The organism is Pseudomonas sp. B3G-3, from assembly GCF_028640915.1.
GTDB classification, from domain to species: domain Bacteria; phylum Pseudomonadota; class Gammaproteobacteria; order Pseudomonadales; family Pseudomonadaceae; genus Aquipseudomonas; species Aquipseudomonas chlororaphis_I.
Genome location: NZ_JAQZAB010000083.1, coordinates 1 through 20885 on the forward strand (window position 1 = coordinate 1; position 20885 = coordinate 20885).

Below are 20885 nucleotides of genomic sequence, written 5' to 3' on the forward strand. Positions count from 1 at the left end.
AAGAAGCTGTGATGGTCGCCGCTGTGGCGGGCATAGAACATCCGCGCGAAGGCCTGCTTGCCGCGATAAGATCGTTCATCCACAACAACCTCTCGCCTATTCCAGCACCGTCACCGTCGCCGTAGTCCCGGCGCGCAACCTGTCCTTGCCCGGGTAATCGGGGTCTATGGCGATCCGCACCGGCACCCGCTGCGCCAGCTTGACCCAGGTGTAGCTGGGGTTGATGTTGGCCAGCAGGCGGCTGCCCTGGGAGTTCTCGCGGTCGGTAATGGCGAAGGCGATGCTCTGCACCTGGCCGCCGAAGGTCTCGCCGCTCATCAGCTGGATGCGCACCGCACTGCCCTCCTCGATCCGCGGCAGCTTGGTCTCCTCGAAGTAACCACTGATATAGAAGGAGTCGCTGTCCACCAGCGCCAGCAAGGCCGCGCCGGCACTGGCGTAGTCGCCCTGGCGGGTCTGCAGGTTGGTCACGTAGCCGCTGACCGGGGCTTCGACCCGGGTGCGCTGCAGGTCCAGTTCGGCCTGTTTCAGCGCCGCCTGGGCCAGGTGCACGTTGGCCTGGGCCAGGCCGAGATTGGCCTGGTCGCGCAACAGATCGGCCTGGGCCACCGCCACATCGGTATTGGACTTCTCCCACTCCTCGCCGGAAATCGCGAAGCCCTGCTTCAGGCTCCGGCGCCGACGCTCTTCGCTTTGCCGCTGCTTGAGCTGCGCCGCGCTGGCGGCAATCGCCGCTTCGGACTGGCCGAGGGTGGCGACCGCCACTTCCACCGAACGCTTGGCATGCTCCACGGCCAGGGCATATTGCGCCGGGTCGATCTCCAGCAGCAGTTGGCCCTTGTCCACGTGCTGGTTGTCCTGCACCTTCAGGCTGACGATGCGTCCGGCGACGTCCGCCGACAGGGTCACCACATCGGCCCGCACCCGCGCATCGCGGGTCCAGGGCGCGCGGGTGTAATGCTCCCAGGCGAACCAGCCCAGCACGAGCGCCAGCACTACCGCCACCAGGGTGATCGAGCGGGCCAGGGTGTTTTTCAGATTCATAGGCTTCCCATCAGCAAAATGACCGTGGCGCAGACGCAGGCATACAGCGCCCCTTCGAACAAGGCTTCGTGCCAGACGAAGCGCAACACACCGAGGCGCCGCAGCCCCCAGTCGAGCAGCAGGAAAATCGGCAAGGCCAGCAACAGGGCCTGGGCAATGGGCGGCAGGTAGACGCCGCCGAACTCGAAATCAATGGGCAAGGGCCGGTTCTCCTGTTTCCGTGGGTTGCAGCATGGGGCTGTAGCGCTCCAGGAAGGCGCCGACGATCAGCAGCGAGACGCGCATGCGGAACACCGACCACAGCTGCTCGTGGGCCTGGGGCCGGTCGTCGGTGTGCAACTGGTCGAGGTAGTCGCCCAGCTGCCGCAGCCGCGCCAGCAGCTCATCCACCTCCAGCCCCGAGCGCCCGGCCACATAACGCCCGACCCGCCGCAGCAACTGCTGCAGGTCGGCGTTGGCCGCATTGCTCAGCCAGGGGTTGTCCAGGCTCTGCTGCTTGAGCTGGTTCATCGCCACGCCCAGGGTCATGCAGGCCAGGCTGGTTTCGAAACGCTCGGCGGAAGCGCGGTCGCCGGCGGCGGGCAACAGCCCGAGCATCTGGGTCAGGCGGTCGACCATGCGGCTTTCGAAGACAAACTGCTCCTCGTCGCTGGCCGTGGTTTTCTGCAAGGCGTACACCTGCTCGCGGGTGTCGCGGAACAAGCGGCGAATGCGCAGCACCGGGTTGAACGGGAAGATAAAGGCATACACCAGCAACGACAGCACCCCGCCGCTGACATAGGCCCCGGCGAACTCGAACCACTGGATGGCGCTGTTCTGCCAGGCGCCGATGTTCTGCGGGCCGATCATCAGCAGGCTCGACAGCCCCAGGCCCATGCCGATGCCGGCGGTCATCGGACTGGCCAGGCCCACCGCGACCGTGTACAGCAGCGGCACCAGCAGCAGCGCCAGCCACTCGAAATCGCCAATCAACGGCACCAGGGCGAAAACGTAGACCGCCGAGATCACCAGCGCCAGGGCCTGGCCACGCATATAGCTTTGCGCCGCCGCCAAAGGCCGCGGGAAGGTCGCCATCAGCGAACAGAGAATACCCACCAGGACCATGCTCGAACGCGCGCCGTCCCAGGCGGTTTCGATCCAGATCAGCCCGGCGACCAGCAGCGCGGTAAAAGCCCGCAGCGCATTCATCGCCGCCAGCGGCCAGTCCAGGTGCAAGGGATTGGCCCGGCCCTGGCGGTACAGGCAACTGGCCTGGCGACCGTCCTGGATGGCATCGCTGAACTCGAGAATGTCTTCGAGCTGCTTGAGCATCCGCGCCTGCTCCCAGCGCAGGGCCCAGGCCAGGGAGCGCAAGGTGGCGGGCAAGGCATCGGCCTCGCGCTCGGCGCGCCGCGCCTGTTCGTCGAAACGCTGCTGCAATTGCGCGAACTGCTGCCGCGAGGCGGCGGGCAAGGCGCGACCGTGCTGCGCCAGTTCATCGAGAAACGCCAGCTCGTCGGCGCGCAGTTGCTGGATCGCCTCCGGCAGCTCGCCGACCCAGCGCGCCCGCAGCAGTTCGCGCTGGTGGCGCAGCACAGTGAGGCGCGAGGTCAGCAACACCAGTTGGTTGCCCAGCAGTTGCACCAGGCCGTCGGCGCTGCGCAGGCGCGGCGCGTCGAAATACAGATGGCGGCGCAACCCTTCCAGGGCGCTGATCTCGCCCAGCAGCTGCATCTGCCGCTTATGGAAGTCGGCCTCGCTTTCGTCGGTGCGAATCGCCGCCGCGGCGTGGGTCGCCAGCAGCTTGAGCACCTGGTCGATCTTGGCGAAGTAACCGTGGGCCACGGCCTCCGGGCGCGCCGTCAGCAGGCTGACCACGCAGACGCAGGCCACCGCCAGCAGGGTCTCGGTGACCCGGGTAATCGCCAGCATCAGGGTATTGCCCTGCTCGGGGATCGCCAGCATCGCCACCACCACCGCGGTGTAGCCGCTGAGCACGAACGCCTGGGAACTGGTGTAGCGCAACAGGGTGCCGCCGGCGGTGCACAACGCCAGCCACAGGCCCAGGGTGACCAGGAACGGCAGCGGCGCCTGGGGGAAGATCGCCATGATCAGCACCGCCACCGCGGCCCCCAGGGTGGTGCCGACCACCTGGCCGAAGCTGCGGGCCAGGGCCATGCCGGCCAGGGGCTGGCTGACGATGATCACCGCCATCAGCGACCACTTGGGCTGGTCGAGATCGAAGATGAACGCCAGGTACAGGGTCAACAGGCCCGCAACGATGGTGCGCAGGGCGAAGCGCAGCACCGCGCCTCCCGGATGAATGACGACCTTGAAGTAGTTGATCAGTGGCTGCATGAGTGGGTTCTGGGCAAAGGGGCACCTGCGGCTAGCGTAGTCAGTCTGCGGCCGGGAAAGCTTATCGTCCCGGCCTTCCCGGCAGGAAGGCAATTTTTCCCGAACTGTCGATCGTTCGTGCCAACCGCGTGGGCAAGCAGAGTGATTGGGCCAGCCGATGCCGCTCTTGCGGCCTGGCCCCGGCGCGAAAACCCGAGTCGTGCCCATCGACCCGCAAGCGGATTTGACTCCGGGGGGAACCTGACCGAAGCTTGCGCCTTCGTAAAGCCGCCCCTGCCATGGATGCCTGCATGACCAAGCCCCGCCGCACCCTGTTGATCAGCCTTCTCGTCGTCCTGGCCCTGGGCCTGGCGTGGCTGTTCCTGCGCACCACGCCGCCGGTGGTGCCGGATGCGATCAAGCACGGTTACGGCAAGGCGCTGGAACAGGCGCGCAACGGCCAGCCCGGCGCCGCCCGAGTGCTGTATCAGCAGCTGGGGCGGCCCGACCTGTCGGACAGCCGGCGCATCCGCCTGCTCGCCGAGCTGCACAACTACCCCAGCCCGCAGGCGTTGAAACTGGCCGACGCCGACCTGCACCACGCCGAGCCCGAGGTCCGCGAGGCAGCCATTCAGGCAGTGCTCGGCCTGGTCCCGGCGCGCCAGCGCAGCCTGCTGATCGGCCCGCTGCTGGACGACGAAGTGCAAAGCGTGCGCTTCGCCGCCGTCACCGCCCTGCTCGGCCTGTCGCCGGATGAACAAGGCCTGTATTTCGGGCCGCTGCAGCAAGTGATCGATGAGTACACCCAGGTGCTCAAGGCCCAGCCGGAGAATGTCGAGGCGCAATACCAGCTGGCGCGCCTGTACCTGCACAACGCCAACCTGGACCAGGCCCAGCAGACGCTGGAGCACGCCTTGAGCCTGCAACCGGACAACCTGCAAGCGGTGATCCTGCAACTGGAGGTGCTGGACCGCCAGGGCCGCAGCGAAGATGCCCGCAAGCTGCTGGCCAAACAACTGCAGGCACAACAGGATTCCGCCTACCTGCAACACGCCCTGGGCATGTGGCTGCTGCACCACGACCAGAGCGAGTTCGCCCTGCTCGGCCTGTCCCGCGCCGTGGAGCTGGAGCCGAACAACGCCGACTACCGCTACGACCTGGCCACCACCCTGCACAGCGAAGAAGAGCTGGAAGCGGCGCAGAAACAGCTCCAGGAAATCGTCCAGCGCCAACCCGCCAACCGCAAGGCGCGGGTGCTGCTGATCAAATACTGGAAGGAAAGCGGCCAGCTGCAGAACGTGCAGATCCTCCTGGCCCAGCTGGAACAACAGAACCCCGACGATCCGGCCTTGCAGCAAGGCCTGTAAACCCGCGCCGCCGGACGATATTTCAATGTCGCACCCGCCCCTGTAGCCGCTGCCGCAGGCTGCGATCGCCTGTGTAGCAGGCGCAAGATTTACCTGATCCATCGTGGAGCCCGGTCTTGCGGTTGCTACGCAACCGATCGCAGCCTCGCGGGCTCGGCAGCGGCTACAGGGCTGCAGGGCTGCAGGGCTGCAGGGCTTAGAGGTGTCACGCCAGCAGGCGCTGGATCTGCTCTTGCAGGCTGTTGAGGTCGAAGGGCTTGGCCAGGATCGGCGCGCTTCTGGCGATCGGGCTGCCGGATTCGAGAATCTCGGTGGGATAGCCGCTGATGAAAATCACCTTGAGGTCCGGACGCAGCTTCACCGCGGGTTCGGCGATCATCACCCCGGTAATCCCGCCCGGCAGCCGGTAGTCGGTGATCATTACATCCAGGTGCGGTTTGCTGGCGAGGATCTCGAATGCCTGCTCGCCGTTCTCCGCCTGCAACACCCGGTAGCCCAGGCCCGACAGGTAGTCGGCGAGCAACATCAGAATCACCGGTTCATCTTCGACGATCAGTACGACGTCTTGTGCATCTTCACTCATGAGAAGCCTTTGTTCAGTCAATAGCTGCTGATACGACCATCCGGTCATCCAGAAGGTTGCGTGGGCGCCGGTGTTTTCCTACAGCGGCAGACAAACGCGAAACAGCGCACCTTCGCCGATCCTGCTGTCGACTTCAATGGTGCCGCCATGGGCGGTGACGATCTGCTCGGAAATGAACAGCCCGAGCCCGAGCCCGGCCACCGCATGATTGACAGAGACGCGCTCGAACTGCTGGAAGATACGCGCCTGGTTTTCCTCGCTGATGCCGATCCCGTGATCGCGCACTTCGACCCGCGCCTGCCCGTCCGCGCTGTAGACCCGCACTTCGATCGGGCTCTTGGCGCCATACCGCAAGGCATTGGTCAGCAGGTTGGAGATCACCTGTTCGATACGGAACTCGTCCCACTGGCCGAGCACCGAGCCTTCGGCGCTCAGGGCGATCGAGGATTCGGCGGCCTCGACCTGGGGCGCGAAATTCTCCAGCAGGCCACGCACCAGCTGTACCAGGTCGACCTGGCTCGGGCGGATCGACAGCTTGCCGGTCCGGATCCGCGAGATGTCCAGCATGTCTTCGATCAGTCGGATCAGGCTTTTGATCTGGCGCTCATCGCGCTCGACCATGGCCTGCATCTTGTCCAGGGTAAACGCGGAAGCATTGTCGCGGGCCAGGTGCATCTTGCGCAGCTGGGTCTCCAGGATCAGGCCGTTCAACGGCGTGCGCACCTCGTGGGCGACGATCGACATGAAGTCGTCACGCATGCGCACCGCCTGCTCCAGTTCGTTCTGGGTCGCCTGCAACTGCTTGAGCAGCGCCCCCTGCTCGCGCCGGCTCTGCTCCAGGGCTTCGACCTGCTGCTTCATGGCCTTGCTCTGCCGGTACAGGTCGACGAACACATTGACCTTGCTCTTCACCGCATGGATATCCAGCGGCTTGTGCAGGAAGTCCACCGCGCCACTCTCATAGCCCTTGAAGGCATAGTCGAGCTCGCGCCCGGCGGCGCTGACGAACACGATGGGGATGTTCTTGGTCTTCTCGGTGCCGCGCATCAGCTCGGCCAGCTCGAAGCCGTTCATGCCGGGCATCTGCACATCGAGGATGGCCATGGCGAACTCATGCTCGAGCAACAGCGACAACGCCTCGTCCGCTGACAGCGCCTTGTACACCTGGCGATCCTCGCGCTTGATCAGCGCTTCGAGGGCCAGCAGGTTCTCTGGCAGATCGTCGACGATCAGCAGCTTGGCTTGGATATTACTTAACATGCGATTCGTTCCAGCTCGACAAGCAGACGGCTGATGCCGTGCAAAGGGAGAATGTAATCCGGTCGGTGCAGCGCGATGGCCGCCTCGGGCATGGTCGCCACCTGGGCCTCGGCCGGGTCCTGGACAATGCTCAGGCCGCCGCGTCGCTTGACCTGGGCCAGGCCATGGGCGCCGTCCTGGTTGGCCCCGGTCAGCAGCACCGCGGCCAGGCGCGGGCCATAGGCATCGGCGGCGGAGTCGAACAGGTAATCGATCGAGGGACGCGAATGATGCACGCGCTCCTCCTGGCTCAGGGACAGGCTGCGGTCCTGCTCCACCGACAAGTGATAACCGGGCGCGGCGAAATACAGGGTGCCGCGCTCGATGCTCTCCTTGTCGCGGGCCTCTTTCACCGGCAGCGCCAGGCGCAGGGCGAACAGCTCGGCCAACTGGCTGCGATGCTCTTCGGGCAGGTGCAGCACTACCACGATCGGTAGGCTGAAACCCTCGGGGAACGCGGTGAAGATTTTCAGCAGCGCCTCGACGCCGCCGGCCGACGCGCCTATCACGATGGCCTCGACCCGCGGCAAGGCGGCTTGCCTGATGACGTCGTCATTCATGATTTGCGGTAGACCCGTTCTTGTTTGACCAGCGGCTCGAAATGCTGGGCATAGGCCGAGAAGTCCAGGGTTTCCTTGCTGCCCAGCACCAGGAAGCCCCGGTGGCAGAGCGACTCGTGGAACAGACCGAAGGCGCGGTCCTGCAACTTCTTGTTGAAATAGATCAGCACGTTGCGACAGGAAATCAGCTGGGTTTCGGAGAACACGCTGTCGGTCGCCAGGCTGTGGTCGGCGAAGGTCACGTTCTCGCGCAGGGTCTTGTCGAAGATCGCGTAGTCGTAGGCCGCCGTGTAGTAGTCGGCAAAGGAGCGCAAACCGCCGGCCTGCTGGTAGTTCTGGGTGTAGGCGCGAATGTTCTCCAGGGAAAAGATGCCTTGCTTGGCCTTCTCCAGTGAGCTGGGATTGATGTCGGTGGCGTAGATGATGGTGCGCTCGAGCAACCCTTCCTCGCGCAACAGGATGGCCATCGAATAGACCTCCTCGCCCGTGCTGCAGCCGGCGATCCAGATCTTGATCGAGGGATAGGTCTTGAGCAGCGGCACCACTTCCTGGCGGATCGCCAGGAAGTGCGACGGGTCGCGGAACATCTCGCTGACCGGGATCGTCAGGAACTGCAGCAGCTGCATGAACGCGCCCGGATCATGCAGCACCCGCTCCTGCAGGGCGGAAATGGTCTTGCATTCGAACTGACGCAGCGCATGGTTGATCCGGCGCTTGATCGAGGCGCCGGAGTAATCGCGGAAGTCGTAGCTGTACTTGAGGTAGATAGCTTCGATCAACAGGCGCAGTTCGATCTCGGTATTGCGCTCCACTAGATTCTTTCCATCTTGGGTAACCAGACTCGAATAAGGGAAAACAGCCGGTCGAGGTCGATCGGCTTGGCCAGGTAATCGTTGGCGCCGGCCTGCAGGCAACGCTCCTGATCGTCCTTCATGGCCTTGGCGGTCACCGCGATGATCGGCAGCTTGCGCCAGCGCGGCTGCTTGCGGATTTCCAGGGTGGCTTCGTAACCGTCCATCTCGGGCATCATCACGTCCATCAGCACCAGGTCGATATCCTCGACCTCATCGAGCTTGGCGATCGCCTCACGGCCATTGCGGCCGATGACCACGATCGCGCCCTTCTGCTCCAGGGCGCTGGTGAGGGCGAAGATATTGCGCACATCGTCGTCCACCAGCAGGACCTTGCGCCCCTCGAAGACCTTGTCGCGGCTGCGGGCGGCCTTGAGCATCTTCTGCCGCTCATGGGACAGCTGGGACTCGACCTTGTGCAGGAACAGCGTCACTTCGTCCAGCAGGCGCTCGGGCGAACGCGCGCCCTTGATGATGATCGAGCGCGAATACTTGCGCAGCTCCGCCTCTTCGTCGCGGGTCAGGTTGCGCCCGGTGTAGACGATCACCGGCGGGAAGGAGCAGATGTCCTCGGTGGACATGCGCTTGAGCAGGTCGTTGCCGAGCATGTCCGGCAGCTTCAGGTCGATGACCATGCAGTCGTAGAGGTTGTCGCGCAGCAGCTCCAGGGCCTCCTGGGCCAGGCCGACGGCGGTGATCTCGATGTCGTCGTCGCCGATCAGCCGGGCGATGCTGTCGCGCTGCAGGTCGTCGTCCTCCACCAGCAGCACGCGCTTGACCTTCTGGGTGAGCTTGGCTTCCAGGCGGGCGAACACGTCCTTGAGTTCTTCGCGGGTGGTGGGCTTGACCGCATAGCCGATGGCGCCCATGTGCATGGCGGCCTCGACCCGGTCTTCCACGGAAATCACATGCACCGGGATGTGCCGGGTGCTGGCGTGCGCCTTGAGGCGCTGCAACACCGTCAGGCCGGAATGATCCGGCAGGCGCATGTCCAGCAGGATCGCGTCCGGTACGAACTGCTCGGCCAGGCTGTAGCCCTCGTCGGCGCCGTGGGCCACCAGGCACTGGTAACCCAGCTCGTGGGCCAGGTCATACAGGATGTGGGCAAAGTTCGGCTCGTCCTCCACCACCAGGATGCAGCGGGTGGCGAACGGCGCCTTGTCGCGATCGTCGGCGAAACGCGGAATCTCCACCTCAGGCACCAGGGGGGCCGGCGCCGGAGCCGGTTGGTTCGGCGCCTGGGTCAGCGGCGCAGCGACTGGCTTGAGTTCGCCCTGTTGCTCTGCCGCACGCTCGACGTACTGCTCCGGCAGCACCAGGGTGAAGACACTGCCCTGCCCCGGCTCGCTGGCGACCGTGATCGAACCGCCGAGCAGCGCCGCCAGGTCACGGGAAATCGACAACCCCAGGCCCGTGCCGCCGTAACGGCGGTTGGTGGTGCCGTCGGCCTGGCGGAAGGCTTCGAAGATGCTTTCCTGCTGCTCCGGGGCGATGCCGATGCCCGAGTCGCGCACGATAAAGGCAATGCCCGCCTCGGGCTGCTGCGACACGCTCAGGCTGACCTGGCCCTTCTCGGTGAACTTCACGGCGTTGGACAGCAGGTTCTTGAGAATCTGCTCGACCCGCTGGCGGTCGGTGAACAGCATCTGCGGCGTACCGGGCTGCAACTCGACACGAAATTCCGGGCCCTTGTCCGCCGTCAACGGCTGGAACAGCCCGCGCAAACCTTCGACCAGGCGCGCGACACTGGTGTTTTCCGGGCGCACTTCGAGCTTGCCGGCTTCTACCTTGGAAATGTCGAGAATGTCGTTGATCAGGTTGAGCAGATCGTTGCCCGCCGAATAAATCGACTCGGCGAACTGCACCTGTTCGGCGCTGAGGTTTTCCTGGGGGTTTTCCGCCAGCAGCTTGGCCAGGATCAGCGAGCTGTTCAGCGGCGTGCGCAGCTCGTGGGACATATTGGCGAGGAATTCCGACTTGTACTTGCTCGACCGCTGCAGCTCCTCGGCGCGTTCTTGCAACTGCACCTGGGCCTGGTTCAGCTCGCCGTTCTTGCGGTCCATGGCGTCGCGCTGCTGCGCCAGCGCCTGGGCCTGCTCGGCCAGTTGCTCGTTGGTCTGTTCCAGCTCCACCTGCTGGGCTTCCAGGTGCACCTGGGACTCCTTGAGCACCCGCGACTGTTCCTCGAGCTCTTCGTTGGCGGTCTTCAGCTCTTCCTGCTGCACCTGCAGCTCTTCGTTGAGTTGCTGGGTCTCGGCCAGCACTTCCTGCAGGCGCTGGCGATAACGCGCGGCTTCGATGGCGGTGCCGATATTACCGGCGATCAGCTCCAGGAACTCGACATCGCGCTCGCTGAGGGCGCGCAGGAAGCCCAGTTCGATCACCCCGTTGACCCGGTCGTCGTCGCTGGTCGGCACCACCAGCACGCTGCGCGGCACGCCATCGCCCAGGCCGGAGCTGACCTTGAAATAATCGACGGGCACCTCGTCCAGGCGGATCAGCCGGTCCTGCTGGGCCGCCTGCCCGACCATGCCTTCACCGATGAAAATCGACTGTTCGCGTTCTTCCTGCTCGCGGGAGAAGCCATAGGCGGCCACGCGCTTGAGGCCACCGTGCTCTTCACGCACGTACAGCGCCGCCACGGCGCTGCCCAGGTATTGCGCGCAGAACTGCAGGATATTGCGCCCCAGCAGGTTCAGCGTCAGTTGCCCGAGCAACTGCTCGGCCAGTTCGGTCTGGCCACTGCGCAGCCAGGCCTGTTGCGCCAGGCTCTGGGCGCTTTTCTGCTGGGCGGCTAGGTTGGCGCTGTAGCTCTTCGACAGGTTGAGCAGGTCGCGGCGACCGATAAAGGCCAGCAGGCCACTGATAACCACCACGAACAGCAGGTACAGGACCACGCTGAGGACCGTGGTACGGGTGACGTTCTCGTTGCGATCGACCCGCAGCTGCTGCTCCATCGCCACTGCTTCGTCGTATTCCTTGCGCATCTGGTCGGTCAGGCGCTTGCCCCGGCCGGACTGCACCGAGCGGCGATAATCGCCCTCCTGGCGACGCATCTCGATCATGCTTTTCGCGTGCAGGCCCCACTCTTCCTGCAAGGCTTCCAGGCGCTTGAAGCGATCGACCTGCTGCGGATTGTCCGCCACCAGCCCCCGCAACTCGCGCAGCTCGCTGAAGATCTGCGGCTTGGCCACTTCATACGGGTCGAGGAAATGCTCGTCGCCGGTGATCAGGAAGCCGCGCATGCCGGTTTCCAGGTCGACCGTCAGCTTGGCGGCCTGGTTGATGCTGTTGATCACCCGGTCGCTGTGCTGGACCCACTGGATCGCCGAGAGCAGATAGCTGATCAGGGACACGAAGACCACCGCGCTGAGCACGCCCACCCCCAGGGGAAGCGCGATGTTGCGGCTTAGCAGCTTGCGAAAACTCTGTTCATCAACCGAAGACGGGGAGCTCATTGAAAGGCCTTGGTGAAGTGTCAAAATCCATGGAGTTTGCCCCAAAGGGGGGCAGCGCATCTATTCTTCCGACAAGCTCGGTGGCAATTTTTCATCCTGCACTGCCCGCCCTCGATCAGACAGGTTATTCTGGCACAGCTTGTACAGAATTACTTTTTTGTACAGCTTCGGGAACTTGTCATTGCGCGTCATTTACTGATGCAAGAGACAAGCACCTTTTTCCGCCGCCGTCCTTTTTTTCCATTTTTTTCGAGAGCCTTGCCATGTCCCCCACCGATTCCACCATCCTGGTCGTCGAAGACGACGCCATCGTGCGCATGCTGATTGTCGATGTGCTGGAGGAGCTGGAATTCAAGGTGCTGGAAGCCTCGGGCAGCGAAGAAGCCCTGACCCGGTTGCAGGACAGCGCACTGCAAATCGACCTGATGATGACCGACGTCGGCCTGCCCGGCATGGACGGCAAGGAACTGGCGGCCCGCGCCCGCACCTTGCGCCCGGAGCTGCCGGTGCTGTTCGCCAGCGGCTACGCGGAAAACATCGAGGTGCCCGCCGGCATGACGGTGATCGGCAAGCCCTTCTCCATCGACCAGTTGCGCGACAAGGTCCGCGCCATCCTCGGCTGAACCCCCGGTAACCCGCTCCGAGCCGACCAGCGCCTGGGCCATGGGCGCCGAGGCGGCCGCGCCAGTGCCCTGCTGTGGTTTAATGGCGCCCCCGCAAACACCCCCGCGCTTTTCAGGAAAACCCACCCATGAGTCCGACCGCCGCCACCAAAGTCCTGGTCATTGGTTACGTCTGGCCCGAACCCCGCTCCTCGGCGGCCAGCGGGCACCTGATGCAGATCCTCCAGGTCCTGCTCGGGCAAGGCTGGGACATCACCTTCAGCAGCCCGGCCAACCCTGGCGAGCACAAGGAAGACCTCAGCGCCCTGGGCATCCGCGAGTGCCCGATCGAACTGAACAACAGCAGTTTCGACCGCTTCATCGCCGAACTGGCGCCGGATATCGTGCTGTTCGACCAGTTCATGATAGAGGAACAGTTCGGCTGGCGCGTCGAGCAGCAGTGCCCCGGCGCCCTGCGCGTGCTGGAGACTTCCGACCTGCAGAGCCTGCGTCACGCCCGCCATCAGCGCCTCAAGGAGCGCCTGGGCGCCTGCGACGACAATGATGACTTCAGCGCCCTGTTCGCCCCCGCCGCCGAGCAGGAGTTCGCCGGCATGGCCGAGACCGACCAGGCCCGGCGCGAGATCGCCGCGCTGTACCGCTGCGACCTGAGCCTGATGATCTCCGAGTTCGAAATCGATCTGCTGGTCAAGCAATTCGGCCTGCCGCCGGCCCTGCTGCACTGGTGCCCGCTGATGCCCGAGCAGATGCCGCACAGCTATGTGCCCTTCGCCGAACGGGCGCACTTCCTGAGCATCGGCAACTTCCGCCACGCGCCAAACTGGGACGCGGTGCTCTGGATGAAAAACGCCGTCTGGCCGCTGATCCGCCAGCAACTGCCGGGCGCGCAACTGCATATCTATGGCGCCTACACCCCGCCCAAGGCCGCGGCCCTGCACAACCCGGCCCAGGGTTTCCAGGTGATGAACTGGGCCGAGGATGCCTTGGAGGTCATGTCCGCCGCGCGGATCTGCCTGGCGCCGCTGCGTTTCGGCGCGGGCATCAAGGGCAAGCTGCTGGACGCCATGCTCTGTGGTACGCCGAGTGTCACCACCCCGGTCGGCGCCGAAGCCATGCACGGCGACGCGCCATGGCCAGGAGCGGTGGCCGAGTCGGCCAGCGCCATCGCCGCGGCGGCGGTGCGCCTGTATCAGGACCAGACATTGTGGAGCGCGGCCCAGGAACAGGGTCGCCAGCTGTTGCTTGCGCGCTATCGGCAACAGGTCCACGGCCCGGCCCTGATCGAGCGCCTGCAGCACTGCCGGGCGAACCTGGCGCAACTGCGCCGCGACAACTTCACCGGCGGCATGCTGCGTCACCATCACCACAAGAGCACCCAGTACATGGCGCAGTGGATCGAGGCGAAAAACCGCCTGGCCTGAGGCTCCTGTAGCCGCTGCCGCAGGCGTCAAGAGCGCGTCCCTTCGGGGCGATCGCAGCCTTCGGCAGCGGCTACAGAAACCGAGCCGTGCCTCGATCTGTCAGCCGGCACAAACCCTGTAGCCGCTGACGGGCACCAGCGAGGCTGCGATAGGGTCGCAGGCCCTCAGCGATCTTGAGAACGCCGCGCCCGAGCGCCTGCAGGGATCTCCTGGCCAGCACTGGTGCTGGATATCCGATGGAGGCATGATCTGGCGCAACAACGATAAGAAAGCGCAGCGCCATGAGCCGATCAGCGAGAGTCACCGACCCTTCCTACGAATTGATGGACGACCACAACGGCCTGTCGATCATCTATCGCCAGCACGGCTTCCCCTGCCCCCTGGTGCGCTGGCATTTCCACAAGGAGTACGAGCTGCACCTGATCGTCGCCAGCTCCGGCAAGGTGTTCATCGGCGACTACATCGGCAACTTCTACCCCGAATCGCTGTTCCTCACCGGCCCCAACCTGCCCCACAACTGGATCAGCCAGGTGGCCGAGGACGAAGTGGTGGCCAAGCGCGACATGCTGGTGAACTTCACCGACGAGCTGTTCGAAAGCGGCTATCAGGTGTTCGCCGAGCTCAAGAGCCTGACCCCGCTGCTGGAGCGTGCGCAGTACGGCATCGAGTTCCGCTGCAAGCGCACCATCGCCCAGGCCATGGACCTGATGCAGCGCATCGCCGACTCCAGCGGCATCACCCGCCTCGGGCACTTTTTCATCCTGCTGGAACTGCTGGCGGCCTGTGACGACTACCAGTTGCTGTCCGGCGCCACCAACGTGCAACTGGCCGACGAGCACAACGTCGACCGCACCAACCGCGCGGTGGACTACATCTTCGCCCACTACGCCCGCGAGCTGCCGCTGGAAGAAGTCGCCGACTACCTGGGCATGAAACCCACCTACTTCTCCCGGGTGTTCAAGCAGGCCACCGGCCGCTGCTTCGTCGAGTTCGTCAACCGCCTGCGCATCAGCAAATCCTGTGAACTGCTGGCCGACGGCGACAAGCCGGTGACCGACGTGTGCTTCGAGTCCGGCTTCAACAACATCTCCAACTTCAACCGGCGCTTCCAGCAACTCAAGGGCATGACCCCTTCCCACTACCGGCGCCTGGCCGTGCAGCGCCTGACCGAACAGAACCTGGCCTGACCTCCCCGCCCCCTGTAGGAGCGAGCTTGCTCGCGATCAATCCAGTTAGCACCGCGGGCATCTGATCTGGCGCTATCGCGAGCAAGCTCGCTCCTACAAAAAGCCTCACCCTCAAAGACCAGAGGCCGACTTGGCAAACGCGCTCCGTTCAGCTGATGTTCAGCAAATAGCAACCATAGTCATTTGCGAATACGTATCAACATGTTACAACTTAGCTCCCTATCTATCTGCCCGCCGGTGCTGAATGCTCGTTCCATTTCTGATCATGCTGCGCGAAGGGATCGAAGCCGCGCTCATCGTTGGCATCATCGCCAGTTACCTGCAACAGACCGGGCGCGGCCAGTGGATGCCGGCCGTGTGGATCGGCGTGTTTCTCGCCGCGGCCCTGGCCCTGCTGGTGGGCGGCGGCCTGGAGCTGATGAGCGCCGAGTTTCCGCAAAAGCAGCAGGAACTCTTCGAAGGCATCGTCGGCCTGGTGGCCGTGGGCATCCTCAGTTCCATGGTGTTCTGGATGCGCAAGGTCGCGCGTTCAATCAAGCACTCCCTGCAAGCCTCGCTGGACCAGGCGCTGACCGGCTCCCGGCACCAGGTCACGGCGCTGATTGCCATGGTGTTCTTCGCCGTGGCCCGCGAAGGCCTGGAAACCGTGTTCTTCCTCCTCGCCGTATTCCAGCAGAGCCAAGGCCCGGCGGCACCGATCGGCGCCCTGCTCGGCCTGGTGCTGGCGATCATTGTCGGCTGGCTGATCTACACCGGCAGCATGCGCCTGAACCTCGGCGCGTTCTTCCGCTGGACCGGCCTGTTCATCCTGGTGGTGGCCGCCGGCATCCTCGCCAATGCAGTGCAGGCCCTGCATGAAGCCGGGGTCTGGAATCACCTGCAGAGCGTGCTGTTCGACTTCAGCGCCAGCCTGCCGATGGACGGCCCGCTGGGCTCGGTGCTGGCCGGCATGTTCGGTTACCAGGACACCCCGACCGTCAGCACCCTGGGCGCCTACCTGCTCTACCTGCTGGTGACCCTGGTGCTGTTCTTCCTGCCCGGCGCGGCACCCGTCGCCAGCCCATCGTCTTCCGTTTCCAGCCACTAAGGCCTTTCCATGACCCAGCAAGCCTCCCCACAGCCCCCGGCACCGAGCGCCCTGCGCTGGGCGCTGGCGGGTTCCGTGATGGTGATGATCGCCGCCGGCGGGCTGTTCTATTACGCCTCGCAGCTGGCCGCCAGCAAGCGCCAGGCGCACAAGGACGAAATCACCGTGACCATCCACCCCCACAGCTGCGAGCCGAACGCCCTGAACGTGCCGGCCGGGCCGGCGAGCTTCCGTATCGTCAACCGTTCGGACCGCGCCGTGGAGTGGGAAATCCTCGACGGCGTACTGGTGGTCGAAGAACGGGAAAACATCGCGCCGGGCCTCAGCCAGGTGATCAACGCCAGGCTGCAACCCGGCGACTACGCCATCACCTGCGGCCTGCTGAGCAACCCGCGCGGCACCCTGCATGTGACCCCGACCACCGAATCCGACGCCCAGGCCAAGGCCCGGCCGTCGATGGTCGCCTTTATCGGCCCGCTGTCGGAGTTCCGGGTCTACCTGAGCAGACAAAGCATGGCCCTGATCAAGGCCGTGAGCGCCCTGGAGCAAGCCATCCAGGCCGGCGACCTGGCCCAGGCCCAGGCCTTGTACCTGCCGGCGCGCGCGGCCTACCAGCGCCTTGCCCCGGCCGCCCAGCGCCTGGGCGAGCTGGACAACCGCATCAACGCCCGCGCCGACTACTTTGAAAAGCGCGAGCAGGACCCCGGCTTCGTCGGCTTCCACCGCCTCGAATACGCGCTGTTCCAGCAACGCGACCTCAGCGGCCTGGCGCCGATCGCCCAGCGCCTGCTCAGCGATGTCACCACACTCAAGCAACAACTGCTGGCCCAGTCGCTGCCACCGGAGCAACTGGTCAGCCTGGTCGCGCGCGCCCAGCGCAGCATTGCCGAGGTGCGTGCCGGCAGCGGCGAAGAAGAGCGCTACAGCCACAGCGACCTCAACGGCTTTGCCGCCAACCTGGAGACCACCCGCAAGGTCGTCGACCTGCTGCGCCCCTTGCTGGCCAAGCCCGCCGCCCCGTTGCTGGCGCAGATCGACAGCGCCCTCGGCGCCCTCGACAGCCAGTACGGCGCCTTGCGCAGCGCCGAGGGCTATGCCTCCTACGACAGTGTCGGCGCCGATCAGCGCAAGCGGATCGCCGACCAGGCCAAGGTTCTGGCCGATGCACTCGATGGAATCGATCCCGCCCTTGGCCTCTCAGGCCTGTAAGCAGAAGACGCCCGCCCGATGAACGACTCAGATCCATCCAATCCAGCTTTTTCCGCCCAACGCCGCCGCGTGCTGCTGGGCATGGGCGCCGCCGGTGTCGCCCTGGCCGGCAGCAGCCTGAGCTGCCCGGCAATGGCAGCCCAGACCGGGAAAACCACCGCCCAGGTCACAGAAGCCCCGAGCAGCGACAAGACCCAGGACCGCCACGATTTCCACGGCCAGCATCAAAGCGGCATCGTCACCCCGCGCCCGGCGGCCGGCATGCTGGTGTCGTTCGACGTGCTGGCCAGCGATCGCGAAGACCTGGAGCGACTGCTGCGCACCCTCGACCAGCGCATCAAATTCCTCATGACCGGCGGCCCGGTCCCCCAGGTCGACCCGAAACTGCCGCCGCTGGACTCGGGCATCCTCGGCCCGGTGGTGACCCCGGACAACCTGACCATCACCGTCTCGGTGGGCGCTTCGCTGTTCGATGAGCGCTTCGGCCTGGCCGCAGCCAAACCCAAGCGCCTGATACGCATGGTCGGCTTCCCCAACGATGCGCTGGAACCCGACTGCTGCCACGGCGACCTGAGCCTGCAGTTCTGCTCCAACACCGCCGACACCAATATCCACGCCCTGCGCGACATTGTGAAAAACCTCCCGGACCTGCTGCTGGTGCGCTGGAAGCAGGAAGGCAGCGTGCCGCCCCAGGCCCCGGCGCGCCCTGGCGAGCCGGCGCAGAGCGCGCGCAACTTCCTGGGTTTTCGCGACGGCTCGGCCAACCCCGATTCCAACGATCGCAAGGCCATGGAGCAGATCGTCTGGGTCCAGCCCGGCAGCGACGAACCGGCCTGGGCCGCCCATGGCAGCTATCAGGCGGTGCGCATCATCCGCAACTTCGTCGAGCGCTGGGACCGCACGCCCTTGCAGGAACAAGAAAGCATCATCGGCCGGGTCAAGGCCTCGGGGGCGCCCATGGACGGCCAGCAGGAACACCAGGTGCCGGACTACCGCAAGGACCCCCATGGCCAGCTGACCAAGCTCGACGCCCACATCCGCCTGGCCAACCCGCGCACCGCCGAGACCCAGCGCAACCTGATCCTGCGCCGGCCGTTCAACTACTCCAACGGCGTGAACAAGAACGGCCAACTGGACATGGGCCTGCTGTTCATCTGCTACCAGGCCGACCTGGAGCAAGGCTTCATCTCAGTGCAGACCCGCCTCAACGGCGAGCCCCTGGAGGAATACCTCAAGCCGGTCGGCGGCGGGTATTTCTTCACCCTGCCCGGCGTCACTGGCGAGCGCGACTTCCTCGGTCGCGGGCTGCTCGAGGCCACCCAAGCAAAAACCAGCGCCTGACCACCACTCACACCCTCACGGAAACGTCCCATGAAAAAGTCGCCCCTTGCTGTGTTGCTGACCCTTGGCTTGCTCCATGTTCCGCTGTCGGCTGTGGCCGCCACATCGCCGCTGGAGCTGGTGGGGCCGATTTCCGACTACAAGATCTACGTCACCGAGCAGCTCGACGAGCTGGCCAGCCACACCCAGGCCTTCACCGACGCGGTGAAGAAAGGTGACCTGGCCACCGCCAGGAAGCTCTATGCCCCGACCCGGGTGTACTACGAGTCGATCGAGCCGATCGCCGAGCTGTTCAGCGACCTCGACGCGGCCATCGACTCGCGGGTCGACGACCACGAACAAGGCGTCGAGGCCGAGGACTTCACCGGTTTCCACCGCATCGAGTATTCGCTGTTCGCCCAGAATTCCACCCAAGGCCTGGATGCCCTGGCCGACCGCCTGAACAAGGACGTCAAGGACCTGCAAACCCGCGTCGCCGGCCTGACCTTCCCACCGGAAAAAGTCGTCGGTGGCGCCGCCGCCCTGCTGGAGGAAGTGGCCGCGACCAAGGTCTCCGGCGAGGAAGACCGCTACAGCCACACCGACCTCTACGACTTCCAGGGCAACATCGACGGGGCGAAGAAAATCGTCGACCTGTTCCGTCCGCAGATCGAGCAGCAGGACCCGGCCTTCGTCGCCAAGGTCGACAAGAACTTCGCCACGGTGAACAAGATCCTGGCCAGGTACAAAACCGCCGACGGCGGCTTCGAGACCTACGACAAGGTCAAGGACAACGACCGCAAGGCGCTGGTGGGCCCGGTCAACACCCTGGCCGAAGACCTCTCGACCCTGCGCGGCAAATTGGGCCTGAACTGAGCTCCGGGTACCCGGCCCGATTCTGTAGGAGCGAAGCTTGCTCGCGATAGCCGCGCAGCGGCGATATTCAAATTTCACCGCGTCGTCCTGGCGAACTTATCGCGAGCAAGCTTCGCTCCTACAGACAAGCGCCGGCGTGCTGATGACTTGCCCCATCACCCAGGCTGCTGATCTGCCCTCACCTGCGCCGATAACCCTGGGCGGCGGCGCGTTTTAGCGATAACGTCCCGCGCACTCCTGACTTTCATGGAAGATTTTGCATGTCCACCCCAACGGCCCAACCGCCGCAGACCGCCGCCCCGTTCAAACTCTTGCCGCTGATGCTCGCCTACATGGCCTGCACCATGTCGATGATGGCTTTCGTCTCGCTGATCGGCCCGATCGTCCGTGTGCTCGGCCTGGCCACCTGGCAGGCCGGCGCGGCGGTGACCGTGTCCGGGGTGATCTGGATGCTCCTGGCGCGGCCCTGGGGCCAGGCCAGCGACCGCTTCGGGCGCCGTCGAGTGCTGTTGCTCGGCACCGCCGGCTTCACCCTCGCCTACTGGGCGCTGTGCCTGTTTATCGATGTCTCGCTGCACCTGCTGCCGGGCATGTGGCTGGCCTTTATCGGCCTGATGCTCGGGCGCGGCCTGATCGGGGTGTTCTACGCGGCCATCCCGGTGGGCGGCTTTGCCCTGATCGCCGACAACGTCGAGCCCGAGCATCGGGCCCGCGCCATGGCCACCCTGGGCGCCGCCAATGCCGTCGGCCTGGTGTTGGGCCCGGCCGTGGCCGCGCTGCTCGCCCGCGTCAGCTTGAGCCTGCCGCTGTACGCCATGGCCGTACTGCCACTGGCGGCGTTCCTGGTGCTGCTGTACAAGCTGCCGCGCCAGGAACTGCACCTCAAGCAGGCGCCGCGCTCGGTACGCCTGAGCGATCCGCGGCTGCGCCGGCCGATGGCGGTGGCCTTCGTCGCCATGCTTTGCGTGTCCATCGCGCAGATCACCGTGAGCTTCTACGCCCTCGACCGCCTGGGCCTGGACAGCGCCGACGCCGCCCAGGCCGCCGGCATCGCCCTGGCCATGGTCGGCGTGGCGCTGATCTGCTCGCAACTGGTGGTGCGCAAACTCGAATGGCCACCGCTGCGGATGATCCGCGCCGGCGCGCTGCTGGCCGCCAGCGGGTTTGCCGGCTGCATGCTGGTGGAAAATGCCTGGGGGCTGTGGCTGGGCTTTTTTGTCTCGGCGGCGGGCATGGGCGCGATCTTCCCGTCCTTCTCCGCCCTGGCGGCCAACGCCGTGGACGCCTCCGAACAAGGCGCCACCGCCGGTTCGATTGGTGCGGCCCAGGGGTTCGGCGTGGTGATCGGCCCGTTGGCCGGCTCGCTGATCTACGCCGTCGAACCGCGCCTGCCCTACCTGATTGCCACGCTGTTGCTGCTGTTGGTGGCGAGCTGGCCGGCGGCGAAAAGCCCCAACTGATACGGGCGCCGATACCGCTGTAGCCGCTGCCACAAGCTGCGTACGTCCCGAAGGGGCGCGGCGATCTCGAGACCGATGAAGGCCCTGCGGGCCTTGTCGCAGCCTCGCGGGCTCGGCAGCGGCTACAGGGATCGGGGCCTGGCTCCGTGTAGCCGCTGCCGCAGGCTGCGTACGTCCCGAAGGGGCGCGGCGATCTCGAGACCGATGAAGGCCCTGCGGGCCTT

General features: G+C 65.2%; 17 protein-coding genes. 9 read left to right on the top strand and 8 right to left on the bottom strand.

The window, feature by feature from the left end; translation table 11 throughout:
* Window positions 1–96 precede the first annotated feature (96 nt).
* Genes PVZ80_RS09445 through PVZ80_RS09455 form a run of 3 tightly spaced genes read right to left on the bottom strand, consistent with a single transcriptional unit; the run spans window position 97 to window position 3381 of the window.
* The gene (locus tag PVZ80_RS09445) at window positions 97–1044 is read right to left on the bottom strand and encodes an HlyD family efflux transporter periplasmic adaptor subunit (RefSeq protein ID WP_273863744.1); all 948 of its coding nucleotides are present in this window, start codon (window positions 1042–1044) and stop codon (window positions 97–99) included.
* Window positions 1041–1244, bottom strand: a complete 204-nt coding sequence (locus PVZ80_RS09450; protein WP_007924845.1) for a DUF1656 domain-containing protein — start codon at window positions 1242–1244, stop codon at window positions 1041–1043. Before PVZ80_RS09450 ends, PVZ80_RS09445 begins: the two co-directional genes overlap by 4 nt.
* Window positions 1234–3381: an FUSC family protein gene (locus PVZ80_RS09455; RefSeq protein WP_273863745.1), complete on the bottom strand. Its 2148-nt coding sequence runs from the start codon at window positions 3379–3381 to the stop codon at window positions 1234–1236. The genes PVZ80_RS09450 and PVZ80_RS09455 overlap by 11 nt, the downstream gene beginning before the upstream one ends.
* A 290-nt stretch (window positions 3382–3671) precedes the next feature.
* Here PVZ80_RS09455 and PVZ80_RS09460 point away from each other — a divergent pair, with 290 nt between their 5' ends.
* Window positions 3672–4727 carry a tetratricopeptide repeat protein gene (locus PVZ80_RS09460; protein WP_273829357.1) on the top strand — a complete coding sequence of 352 codons (1056 nt, stop codon included), beginning with the start codon at window positions 3672–3674 and terminating at the stop codon, window positions 4725–4727.
* A gap of 205 nt (window positions 4728–4932) precedes the next feature.
* Here the strand turns inward: PVZ80_RS09460 and PVZ80_RS09465 are convergent, their stop codons facing one another.
* From PVZ80_RS09465 to PVZ80_RS09485, 5 genes are all read right to left on the bottom strand, one after another.
* Window positions 4933–5310 (bottom strand): response regulator, encoded by a 378-nt coding sequence (locus PVZ80_RS09465; RefSeq protein ID WP_009049261.1) that lies wholly within the window; start codon window positions 5308–5310, stop codon window positions 4933–4935.
* 78 nt (window positions 5311–5388) lie between these two features.
* A complete protein-coding gene (locus PVZ80_RS09470) occupies window positions 5389–6570 on the bottom strand; it encodes a hybrid sensor histidine kinase/response regulator (protein WP_053269187.1) in 1182 nt (393 codons plus the stop codon).
* Window positions 6564–7169, bottom strand: a complete 606-nt coding sequence (locus tag PVZ80_RS09475) for a chemotaxis protein CheB (RefSeq protein ID WP_028682580.1) — start codon at window positions 7167–7169, stop codon at window positions 6564–6566. Before PVZ80_RS09475 ends, PVZ80_RS09470 begins: the two co-directional genes overlap by 7 nt.
* Window positions 7166–7981 (bottom strand): CheR family methyltransferase, encoded by an 816-nt coding sequence (locus PVZ80_RS09480; RefSeq protein WP_009049264.1) that lies wholly within the window; start codon window positions 7979–7981, stop codon window positions 7166–7168. The genes PVZ80_RS09475 and PVZ80_RS09480 overlap by 4 nt, the downstream gene beginning before the upstream one ends.
* Window positions 7981–11478, bottom strand: coding sequence for a response regulator (locus tag PVZ80_RS09485; protein WP_273863746.1), 3498 nt, complete (start codon window positions 11476–11478; stop codon window positions 7981–7983). Before PVZ80_RS09485 ends, PVZ80_RS09480 begins: the two co-directional genes overlap by 1 nt.
* 263 nt (window positions 11479–11741) lie before the next feature.
* Between PVZ80_RS09485 and PVZ80_RS09490 the strand changes: the two genes are divergently transcribed.
* The 8 genes from PVZ80_RS09490 to PVZ80_RS09525 all read left to right on the top strand — a co-directional run bounded on the left by PVZ80_RS09490 (window position 11742) and on the right by PVZ80_RS09525 (window position 20661).
* Complete coding sequence (locus PVZ80_RS09490) at window positions 11742–12101, top strand: response regulator (RefSeq protein ID WP_009049266.1); 360 nt, start codon at window positions 11742–11744, stop codon at window positions 12099–12101.
* Between the two features lie 128 nt (window positions 12102–12229).
* Window positions 12230–13522 carry a glycosyltransferase gene (locus PVZ80_RS09495; protein WP_273863747.1) on the top strand — a complete coding sequence of 431 codons (1293 nt, stop codon included), beginning with the start codon at window positions 12230–12232 and terminating at the stop codon, window positions 13520–13522.
* A gap of 281 nt (window positions 13523–13803) precedes the next feature.
* Window positions 13804–14709 (top strand): AraC family transcriptional regulator, encoded by a 906-nt coding sequence (locus PVZ80_RS09500; RefSeq protein WP_009049268.1) that lies wholly within the window; start codon window positions 13804–13806, stop codon window positions 14707–14709.
* Window positions 14710–14953: 244 nt separating this feature from the next.
* Window positions 14954–15796, top strand: a complete 843-nt coding sequence (gene efeU, locus PVZ80_RS09505) for an iron uptake transporter permease EfeU (protein WP_273863748.1) — start codon at window positions 14954–14956, stop codon at window positions 15794–15796.
* Between the two features lie 9 nt (window positions 15797–15805).
* Window positions 15806–17005 carry an iron uptake system protein EfeO gene (gene efeO / locus PVZ80_RS09510; RefSeq protein WP_273863749.1) on the top strand — a complete coding sequence of 400 codons (1200 nt, stop codon included), beginning with the start codon at window positions 15806–15808 and terminating at the stop codon, window positions 17003–17005.
* An 18-nt stretch (window positions 17006–17023) separates the two neighbouring features.
* Window positions 17024–18346: an iron uptake transporter deferrochelatase/peroxidase subunit gene (efeB, locus tag PVZ80_RS09515; RefSeq protein ID WP_041983547.1), complete on the top strand. Its 1323-nt coding sequence runs from the start codon at window positions 17024–17026 to the stop codon at window positions 18344–18346.
* 30 nt (window positions 18347–18376) lie between these two features.
* Window positions 18377–19201: an iron uptake system protein EfeO gene (gene efeO / locus PVZ80_RS09520; RefSeq protein WP_273863750.1), complete on the top strand. Its 825-nt coding sequence runs from the start codon at window positions 18377–18379 to the stop codon at window positions 19199–19201.
* A gap of 260 nt (window positions 19202–19461) precedes the next feature.
* The gene (locus PVZ80_RS09525; RefSeq protein ID WP_028682572.1) at window positions 19462–20661 is read left to right on the top strand and encodes an MFS transporter; all 1200 of its coding nucleotides are present in this window, start codon (window positions 19462–19464) and stop codon (window positions 20659–20661) included.
* Window positions 20662–20885: the final 224 nt, after the last annotated feature.

What these genes read in the sequence shown, in the direction of transcription:
- PVZ80_RS09470 (WP_053269187.1), bottom strand. Translation starts at nt 6,570, where the DNA reads ATGTTAAGTAATATCCAAGCCAAGCTGCTGATCGTCGACGATCTGCCA.
- PVZ80_RS09485 (WP_273863746.1), bottom strand. Translation starts at nt 11,478, where the DNA reads ATGAGCTCCCCGTCTTCGGTTGATGAACAGAGTTTTCGCAAGCTGCTA.
- efeU (WP_273863748.1), top strand. Translation starts at nt 14,954, where the DNA reads ATGCTCGTTCCATTTCTGATCATGCTGCGCGAAGGGATCGAAGCCGCG.
- PVZ80_RS09460 (WP_273829357.1), top strand. Translation starts at nt 3,672, where the DNA reads ATGACCAAGCCCCGCCGCACCCTGTTGATCAGCCTTCTCGTCGTCCTG.
- PVZ80_RS09465 (WP_009049261.1), bottom strand. Translation starts at nt 5,310, where the DNA reads ATGAGTGAAGATGCACAAGACGTCGTACTGATCGTCGAAGATGAACCG.
- efeB (WP_041983547.1), top strand. Translation starts at nt 17,024, where the DNA reads ATGAACGACTCAGATCCATCCAATCCAGCTTTTTCCGCCCAACGCCGC.
- PVZ80_RS09455 (WP_273863745.1), bottom strand. Translation starts at nt 3,381, where the DNA reads ATGCAGCCACTGATCAACTACTTCAAGGTCGTCATTCATCCGGGAGGC.
- PVZ80_RS09490 (WP_009049266.1), top strand. Translation starts at nt 11,742, where the DNA reads ATGTCCCCCACCGATTCCACCATCCTGGTCGTCGAAGACGACGCCATC.
- PVZ80_RS09500 (WP_009049268.1), top strand. Translation starts at nt 13,804, where the DNA reads ATGAGCCGATCAGCGAGAGTCACCGACCCTTCCTACGAATTGATGGAC.
- PVZ80_RS09525 (WP_028682572.1), top strand. Translation starts at nt 19,462, where the DNA reads ATGTCCACCCCAACGGCCCAACCGCCGCAGACCGCCGCCCCGTTCAAA.
- PVZ80_RS09495 (WP_273863747.1), top strand. Translation starts at nt 12,230, where the DNA reads ATGAGTCCGACCGCCGCCACCAAAGTCCTGGTCATTGGTTACGTCTGG.
- efeO (WP_273863749.1), top strand. Translation starts at nt 15,806, where the DNA reads ATGACCCAGCAAGCCTCCCCACAGCCCCCGGCACCGAGCGCCCTGCGC.
- efeO (WP_273863750.1), top strand. Translation starts at nt 18,377, where the DNA reads ATGAAAAAGTCGCCCCTTGCTGTGTTGCTGACCCTTGGCTTGCTCCAT.
- PVZ80_RS09445 (WP_273863744.1), bottom strand. Translation starts at nt 1,044, where the DNA reads ATGAATCTGAAAAACACCCTGGCCCGCTCGATCACCCTGGTGGCGGTA.
- PVZ80_RS09475 (WP_028682580.1), bottom strand. Translation starts at nt 7,169, where the DNA reads ATGAATGACGACGTCATCAGGCAAGCCGCCTTGCCGCGGGTCGAGGCC.